Raw genomic sequence first — 7,836 nt, forward strand, 5'->3', positions numbered from 1 at the left:
TAAAATTTAATTATAAAAGACCTCGATATTGACATAAAATATTATCTATTATTGATAGATAAAATTAATCGACAAAAAACAACTATTACGATTTGGAATATTTAGAATTACTTAGTATAACAAAATAAAATAAAGTAAAACAGTTTTTAAATTTAAAAAAAAATTTAAAATGAGGTGTTTGCTATATTTTATTACACAAACGATAGGGGGCAGGGTATTGTCGAAAAATGTATAAAAAAATAGAAACAATAATAAATTGGAATTAAGAATCCTCAAAAAAATGTCACTTAATAAAATATTATGTGTTATATTATAATATAGAAAAAACAAGTAGTTATAAGAGTTCTGTATACCAGATTAATAGGGAAATTGGTGCAAATCCAATGCGATCCCGTCACTGTGATAAAGGGTTGGTTTTCAAACCACTGGATGAATTTCTGGGAAGGGAAAACTAACAATGCTTTTTAGCCAGGAGACCTGCTTTTATAATAAAAATAGAGAACTATTCTACGGTGTATAGGTGTGTTCCAATAAGTCCTTGTTTGTATGGGGTTTTGTTTAACACGCTTGAAAAAGTGTGTTTTTTAATGTTTAAAAACAATCAAAGAAAGTAGATAGTAAATAAAAAGAATAATGGGGTTAAATATATGGATGTAAAACAATTGCAGTATTTTGTAGTAAGTGTTGATATGGGGAGTTTCCATTCTGCAGCAGAAGCATTAATAACAACTCAGCCAAACGTAAGTAAAATAGTCAAATCATTAGAAGAAGAATTAAATATGACTTTATTAAATAGAACTAGAAGTGGTGTTACAATAACTCCTCAAGGGGAAAGTGTTTACATGTATGCCATAGAAGTTTTAAAAAATATAAATATAATTAATGAATTTAAAAAAGGTCAAAACATTGATGTTTTATCAATATCAAGTGTTCCTAGCAACACATTATCTTTTTATTTGTCTCAATTTTATAATAAACAATCAAGAAAAGATATTAGATTAGATTTCTTTGAAACGAATGTACAAAATATAATTAGAAGGGTACATGCTAGAAAAGCTGAACTTGGTTTTGTATATATATCGAAACGAAGTATGTCGGCATTTAAGCAACAGATTAAATCAAAAGGTCTAGAATATCATGAATTAACAAAAGTACCTTTATACTTATTTGTGGGTAGAAATAATCCACTATATAAGAAAGATTCTGTAGAAGAAACTGATTTAAAAGATATAAAACTAGTTCAATACCATGAAAAGCAATTCTCATTATATAACCACTTAGGTCATATAAAAGAAGATATTATTTATAATGGAGATAGTGTTTCTATATCTTATACAAATAGTGATAGTTTTCTAATTCAATCATTAAAACATACTGAACACGGCTCTATTGCAAGTAGCTTTGTTAAAAATCAGTATCAAGAATATGGTATAAAAGCAATTCCGATAATATCGTGTGAAAGAAGTATTTCATTTGGATATATAAGAAGAAAAAAAGACAAAGTATCTGATTTAGGTGAGTCACTGATCGAGTACTTAGAAAACTTAGATGAATTTAAAAATTAAATATAAAAATAGAAAACAGTATTTATATTGTTATCTTAAGGAGGAGGTATTTTGAATAGTAAACAAATTTCAAAAAGATTGATTCAAATGGCAATCGTATTATTAGGGATAAGTTTTATAACTTTTTCACTAATATATATGGCACCAGGGGACCCTGTTAGGGCAATGTATTCATCAAGTGGTGTAATGCCAAGTGAGGAAGTGCTGAATCAAACAAGGGAAGCTATGGGATTAAATAAACCATTTTTAGTTCAATATTTTGATTGGTTGACATCATGTCTTCAAGGGGATTTTGGAACTTCATATTCTTCAGGAAAACCTGTTTTAGGAATTTTAATGGATAGATTAATTCCAACATTAAAACTAGCATTTTTATCTTTAATTATAATGTTAGTGATTGCAGTTCCGAGTGGAATAATAGCGGCTATAAAACAAAATAAATTTGCCGATTACCTTATAAGAGGAATTACATTTTTAGGTATCTCTATGCCGAACTTTTGGGTTGGATTATTACTTCTATATGTAGTGGCATTAAAATTAAATCTATTACCTGTAATATCTATAGGTGGAGGATTTAAAACAATGATTTTACCAGCTGTAACATTAGCATTTGCTATGGCGGCAAAATATACAAGACAAGTTCGTACAGCAGTATTAGAAGAATTAAATAAAGATTATGTTATTGGTGCAAAAGCTAGAGGATTAAGTGATGGAAAAATACTTTTAAGACATGTATTCCCAAATTCTTTATTACCATTAATAACATTATTAGGATTATCGTTAGGTTCATTATTAGGAGGGACAGCGGTTGTAGAGGTTATATTCTCATATCCGGGTCTTGGTAACTTAGCTGTTACATCAATCACAGCTTATGATTATCCAATAATTCAAGCTTATGTACTTTGGATAGCACTTATTTATATGATTATAAACTTAATAGTAGACCTTTCATATACACTAGTAGATCCAAAGGTTAGAGAGAGAGGTTAGTGATGAAAAATATTAAAACATTTATAAAGAAGAACAAGGTATTTTCAGCACTTATCGTAATGGCAATAGCTATAGCACTTGTAGCAATATTCGCTCCATTTATAGCGCCACATGATCCTTATGCGGCAGAGTTACAACATGCATTTCAACCACCAAGTTCAGAACATTTACTTGGAACAGATAAATTGGGAAGAGATGTGTTATCTCGTGTAATTTATGGGACAAGAATATCTTTAAGTGCATCATTGATATTAGTAGTATTGATATTCTTAATAGGAACAACAGCAGGAATTTTAGCAGGTTACTTTGGCGGAATTGTCAATGCTGTGATTATGAGAATTTCAGATATGATGATTTCATTCCCAGGTATGGTATTAGCTATTGCAATGGCAGGAATAATGGGTGCTAGTGTTAAAAATGCAATTATAGCTATTATGCTTGTAAGTTGGACGAAGTATGCTAGATTAGCAATAAGTTTAGTTTTAAAAATATGCGAAGAAGATTATATTTATGCAGCTAGAGTTACTGGTTGTAAAACTTCAACTATTATAGTTAAATATCTTTTACCTAATATATTACCTACATTAGTTATTACAGCTACAACTGATATAGGAACAATGATATTAGAACTTGCAGGTCTTTCATTTTTAGGCTTTGGTGCACAATCACCTGCAGCAGAATGGGGACTTATGTTAAATGAAGGACGAGCTTATTTATTAAATTGCCCTTGGTTAATGATAGCGCCAGGTATAGCAATTTGTATTGTAGTTATTGTATTTAACTTAATAGGAGATAAATTAAGAGATATATTAGATGTTAGACAAGAAACTAGCGAAAGTCAAGTAAGCTAATAATTTAATTTGAATGAAAATTAAATTAAAAAAAGATAAATATCAAAATAAAAGGGAGAAATATAGGGAGGTATTTCATGAAAGTTTTTAAAAGGATAAAAAAGGCAATGGTTGCAACATTAATTGCAGCTATGACATTAGGAGCGGTTACAGGATGTAGTTCATCAAAATCTGGAAGTGTATCAGCAGATTCAAAGACATTAAACTTTGGGTGTACAAATTTCTCTGATTCATTAGATCCATCATCAATAGTTAATGCTGCTTGGTGTGTAAGTAGATACGGTATAGGTGAAGGTCTATATAGATTTGACCAACAAATGGAACCACAACCATACTTAGCTGACTCAGTTGAATCAAATGATGACAAAACTGAATGGACATTCCACATAAGAGATGGAGTAAAATTCTCAAATGGTAAAGATTTAACAGCATCAGCAGTTAAAAAATCTATAGAATATACATTCCAACAAGAAAAAGATGGGAAAGGAACTGCGCATCCATCTCAATTCTTAAAATATGAAACTATAGAAGCCGATGATGAAAAAGGAACTTTAACAATAAAAACAAGCCAAGCATATGCAGATTTAAGTGCAGTTTTATCAAACCCACTATTCGTAATAGTAGATGTTGATGCAGATACTGATATGGCTGACCAACCAATAGGTACTGGACCATATGCTGTTGAAAAGAAAAATGAAGGAACTTCTTTAGAAATGGTAGCTAATGAACACTACTGGAATGGTGAAGTACCTTATGAAAAATTAAATATTATATTCATAAAAGATGCTACATCTAAATACATGGCTCTTGAAAATGGAGATGTTGATGTTATAGAAAATATATCAAATATAAGTGATTTAGAAAAAGTAAAAGAATCAGATAAATATAATGTATCAGAAGTAGTTGGAGGAAGAACTGGATTTGCATATATAAATCAAAAAGAAGATAGACCTCTTGCTAATGATGACTTAAGAAAAGCAGTTCTTATGTCTATAGATGATGAAACTTTATGTAATACTACTGTTGGTGGAATGTATGAAGCTGGTATATCTGTTTTACCATCAAGTTTAGATTATGGATATGATAAATTAAAAGATGCTACTCCATATGATGTAGAACAAGCTAAAAAGATATTAGATGAAGCTGGAATAGTTGACTCTGATGGTGATGGATATAGAGAGTTTAATGGAGACGGAAAAAATATAGAATTATCATTCTTAACTTATGATAGTAGATGCTTAAAAGAGTTCTCTGAAGGTAGTGCTGCTAATATAGAAAAAATCGGAATAAAAGTTAACGTACAAGAAACAGATGCAGATACTGAATGGAACAAACTTACTGCAGGTGAGTATGACTTATTATCAACTAACTGGTTAACAGTTCAAGTTGGGGATCCAGTTGGATATATGGAAAACTGGTATAGTAAATCAGAAGCTAACTACTGTTCTTATAAAAATGATACATATGACAAATTATATGAACAATTACTAGTTGAAACTGATGAAGACAAAATAAAAGATTTAGTACAAGAAATGCAACAAATATTAGTAGATGATGGTGCAGCTTTAATACATGGTTATTATAAAGGAAACATATGTAGTACAAAATCAGTAGAAGGAGCTAACGTTTATACAGCTGACTACTATTGGATAAGTACAGCTATAAAACCAGCTGAATAATTAAAATAATTAAAATCTGGAGGAGATGAGTGATCTTATGTTAAAGATAGATAATATAACTGTTCAATATGGAAACAATAAACCAACAATTGAAGATTTTAGTTTAGAGATTAGTTCAGGTGAGATAGTAGCCATAGTTGGAGAAAGTGGAAGTGGAAAAACTACTGTCATAAGATCAGTACTTGGTCTACTTCCAGGTCAAGGTAAGGTTACAAAAGGAGATATCGTCTTTGAAGGCGATTCCCTTCTAAACTACACTCAAAAACAATGGAATCAATGTAGGGGAACTAAGATGTCTATGATTTTCCAAGATTGTGGCGCAATGATTAATCCAAATAGAAGAATCGGTAGCCAATTCGTGGAATATATTAGGGTTCATGAAGATATGCCAAAAGATAAGGCAAAAGAAAAAGCAATTGGTATGTTAAATAGAATGAGACTGCCACAAGCGAAGGATATAATGAGAAAATATCCATTCCAATTAAGTGGTGGTCAACGTCAAAGAGTTGGGATTGCAATGGCTATGACTTTCCAACCAAAACTATTAATAGCAGATGAACCGACAAGTGCACTTGATGTAACAACACAATCACAAATTGTAAAAGAAATGATGGAACTTAGAGACAAATATGACACATCTATTATGATAGTTACGCATAATTTAGCCGTTGCTGTATATATGGCTGATAAAATAATCGTAATGAAAGATGGAGAAATTGTTGATAGAGGAACTAGAGACGAAATATTAAATAATCCAACGAGTGATTATACAAAACGATTACTAGCATCTGTTCCAACATGGAGGGAGGAACAACATGCTTAAAACAAAAAATACAGTATTAGAAATTGACAATGTAGTTAAAGAATTTCCTATTGGTAAAAATGGAAAGTTGACAGCTTGTAATAAAGTATCACTTTGCTTTGAAAAGGGAAAAACTTTAGGAATTATAGGCGAAAGTGGATGTGGAAAAAGTACATTAATGAAAATAATAATGCAACTAGAAGAACCTACATCAGGTCAAGTTTTATATCATGGGGAAGATATCACAAAATTAAAGGGAGAGAAACTTCGTCAACATAGACGTAATGTGCAAATGGTATTCCAAGATCCATCGACTGCATTTAATCCTAAAATGAAAGTAAAAGATATTATATGCGAACCACTTCTAAATTTTGGACTAATTAAGAAAAATCAAAAAGAAGAAGTAGCAAAAGAATATCTTGAGATGGTTGAGTTACCAGCAGAATTTATGCATAGATATCCGCATAATATGAGTGGTGGTCAACGCCAACGTATAGGAATAGCAAGAGCATTAGTTTTAAACCCAGAGTTATTAATACTTGATGAATCAACTTCAGCATTAGACGTTTCTATACAAAAAAATATTATTGATTTAATTAATAAAATACAAAAAGAAAGAAATCTTACTATAGGTTTTGTTTGTCACGACATTGCCTTAGTAACAGAAACTAGTCATACCGTTGCTGTTATGTATTTAGGAAATATAGTTGAGATACTACCTGGACATAAATTAAGTAAATTAGCTATGCATCCTTATACAAAAGCACTAATGACAGCTGTATTTGATTTAAAAATGGATTTTTCAGAACCAATAAAAGAAATAAACAATGACATATCTAAAAAAATAGATAATGTAAATGCATGTCCGTTTAGAGATAGATGTGAATGTGCGATAGAAGTTTGTAGTAGAAAGATGCCACAGTTAAGAAAGGTATCAGAAAATCATTATGTAGCATGTCACTTAGATTTTACCGTATAAAAATATAAAAATATTCTTAATAAAAAAGAAGTTTTGATAGATAGAAAGTTATTTATCAAAACTTCTTTTATTTTACTAATTAAATTACATATAAAAGAACACATAGATATTGGCATAGACTGCCCAATAAGATGAATATATGGAATATCTCATGGAATTTAAATTTTTTCAATTTAAGAAATTTAGGTTTTGTTCCATATATAATAGCACCTATTGTATAAAGTACACCCCCGCCTATTAATAACATAACACCAATAGATGAAAGCGATTTAGAAAGAGGCACAATTAGAAATATTGCACACCATCCCATAACTACATAAATAAGAGTAGAAATCCAACGAGGACTTTCAAACCAAACTAGTTTAAATGCAACTCCTAGAATTGCTATTAATATTTCTATAGCAAACAATACCCATCCCTTAACACCATTTAGTGATATTAAACAGAAAGGTGCATAAGAACCTGCTATTAAAATAAAAATCATAGAGTGATCTATTCTTCTTAGAAATTTAATAGTATTTTCTTTTGCGATAACTAAATGATATGTAGCAGATGCAGAATAAAGTAATATTAAAGAAATTCCAAAAATAATTACTGCTGTCAATGCAATAGGGGATGGATTTTCTAGTGTTGTTTTTATTAATAATATTAATAAACCAGCGAATGATAAAATTGCCCCAAATAAATGTGTAAAACCATTTATAGGTTCTCTAGCATATTTAGCCATAATATGTATACCTCCTCTATATATAAATTTAATATTGATTGATACTTTAATATTAGTTTAATAATAAAGTATATTTATAGATAATTGTAAACAATATATCTTAATATAATTATATCTAGATTATTATGTAATGTATGCAATTAAATACAAAAATTAGAATACTAATTAATAATATTTACAAAAATAAAAATAATATTAAAAAAAAATATAAAAAAAGTGTTGACGGATATATTTTATGGTGGT

At 29.7% G+C, this 7,836-nt stretch carries 7 protein-coding genes and 1 riboswitch; of the genes, 6 read left to right on the plus strand and 1 reads right to left on the minus strand.

The features are described 5' to 3' along the window. Positions 1-323: 323 nt before the first annotated feature. Positions 324-500, plus strand: a riboswitch (cobalamin riboswitch). Positions 501-647: 147 nt separating this feature from the next. The 6 genes from RDX53_RS13395 (at position 648) to RDX53_RS13420 (ending at position 6,866) form a co-directional block, all read left to right on the plus strand. Beyond that, positions 648-1,565 carry a LysR family transcriptional regulator gene (locus tag RDX53_RS13395; protein WP_195931414.1) on the plus strand — a complete coding sequence of 306 codons (918 nt, stop codon included), beginning with the start codon at positions 648-650 and terminating at the stop codon, positions 1,563-1,565. 51 nt (positions 1,566-1,616) lie between these two features. Beyond that, positions 1,617-2,555, plus strand: a complete 939-nt coding sequence (gene nikB, locus RDX53_RS13400) for a nickel ABC transporter permease (protein ID WP_243269616.1) — start codon at positions 1,617-1,619, stop codon at positions 2,553-2,555. A 2-nt stretch (positions 2,556-2,557) separates the two neighbouring features. Further along, on the plus strand, positions 2,558-3,406 hold the full coding sequence (nikC, locus tag RDX53_RS13405) for a nickel transporter permease (protein WP_195931415.1): 849 nt from the start codon (positions 2,558-2,560) through the stop codon (positions 3,404-3,406). 77 nt (positions 3,407-3,483) lie between these two features. Further along, positions 3,484-5,085: an ABC transporter substrate-binding protein gene (locus tag RDX53_RS13410; RefSeq protein WP_195931416.1), complete on the plus strand. Its 1,602-nt coding sequence runs from the start codon at positions 3,484-3,486 to the stop codon at positions 5,083-5,085. Between the two features lie 37 nt (positions 5,086-5,122). Continuing rightward, positions 5,123-5,908: an ABC transporter ATP-binding protein gene (locus RDX53_RS13415; RefSeq protein WP_195931417.1), complete on the plus strand. Its 786-nt coding sequence runs from the start codon at positions 5,123-5,125 to the stop codon at positions 5,906-5,908. Continuing rightward, positions 5,901-6,866, plus strand: coding sequence for an ABC transporter ATP-binding protein (locus tag RDX53_RS13420; RefSeq protein ID WP_195931418.1), 966 nt, complete (start codon positions 5,901-5,903; stop codon positions 6,864-6,866). Before RDX53_RS13415 ends, RDX53_RS13420 begins: the two co-directional genes overlap by 8 nt. Before the next feature lie 79 nt (positions 6,867-6,945). On the opposite strand, the gene RDX53_RS13425 is transcribed toward RDX53_RS13420, so the two are convergent. Beyond that, the gene (locus tag RDX53_RS13425; protein ID WP_307994330.1) at positions 6,946-7,593 is read right to left on the minus strand and encodes a hemolysin III family protein; all 648 of its coding nucleotides are present in this window, start codon (positions 7,591-7,593) and stop codon (positions 6,946-6,948) included. Positions 7,594-7,836 lie beyond the last annotated feature (243 nt).

Origin of the sequence: uncultured Intestinibacter sp., assembly GCF_902468165.1 — a bacterium.
Lineage (GTDB): Bacteria > Bacillota > Clostridia > Peptostreptococcales > Peptostreptococcaceae > Intestinibacter.

Excerpts from the sequence above, each read along its gene's own strand:
- RDX53_RS13395 (WP_195931414.1), top strand. The coding sequence starts at position 648 with ATGGATGTAAAACAATTGCAGTATTTTGTAGTAAGTGTTGATATGGGG.
- nikC (WP_195931415.1), top strand. The coding sequence starts at position 2,558 with ATGAAAAATATTAAAACATTTATAAAGAAGAACAAGGTATTTTCAGCA.
- RDX53_RS13410 (WP_195931416.1), top strand. The coding sequence starts at position 3,484 with ATGAAAGTTTTTAAAAGGATAAAAAAGGCAATGGTTGCAACATTAATT.
- RDX53_RS13415 (WP_195931417.1), top strand. The coding sequence starts at position 5,123 with ATGTTAAAGATAGATAATATAACTGTTCAATATGGAAACAATAAACCA.
- RDX53_RS13420 (WP_195931418.1), top strand. The coding sequence starts at position 5,901 with ATGCTTAAAACAAAAAATACAGTATTAGAAATTGACAATGTAGTTAAA.
- RDX53_RS13425 (WP_307994330.1), bottom strand. The coding sequence starts at position 7,593 with ATGGCTAAATATGCTAGAGAACCTATAAATGGTTTTACACATTTATTT.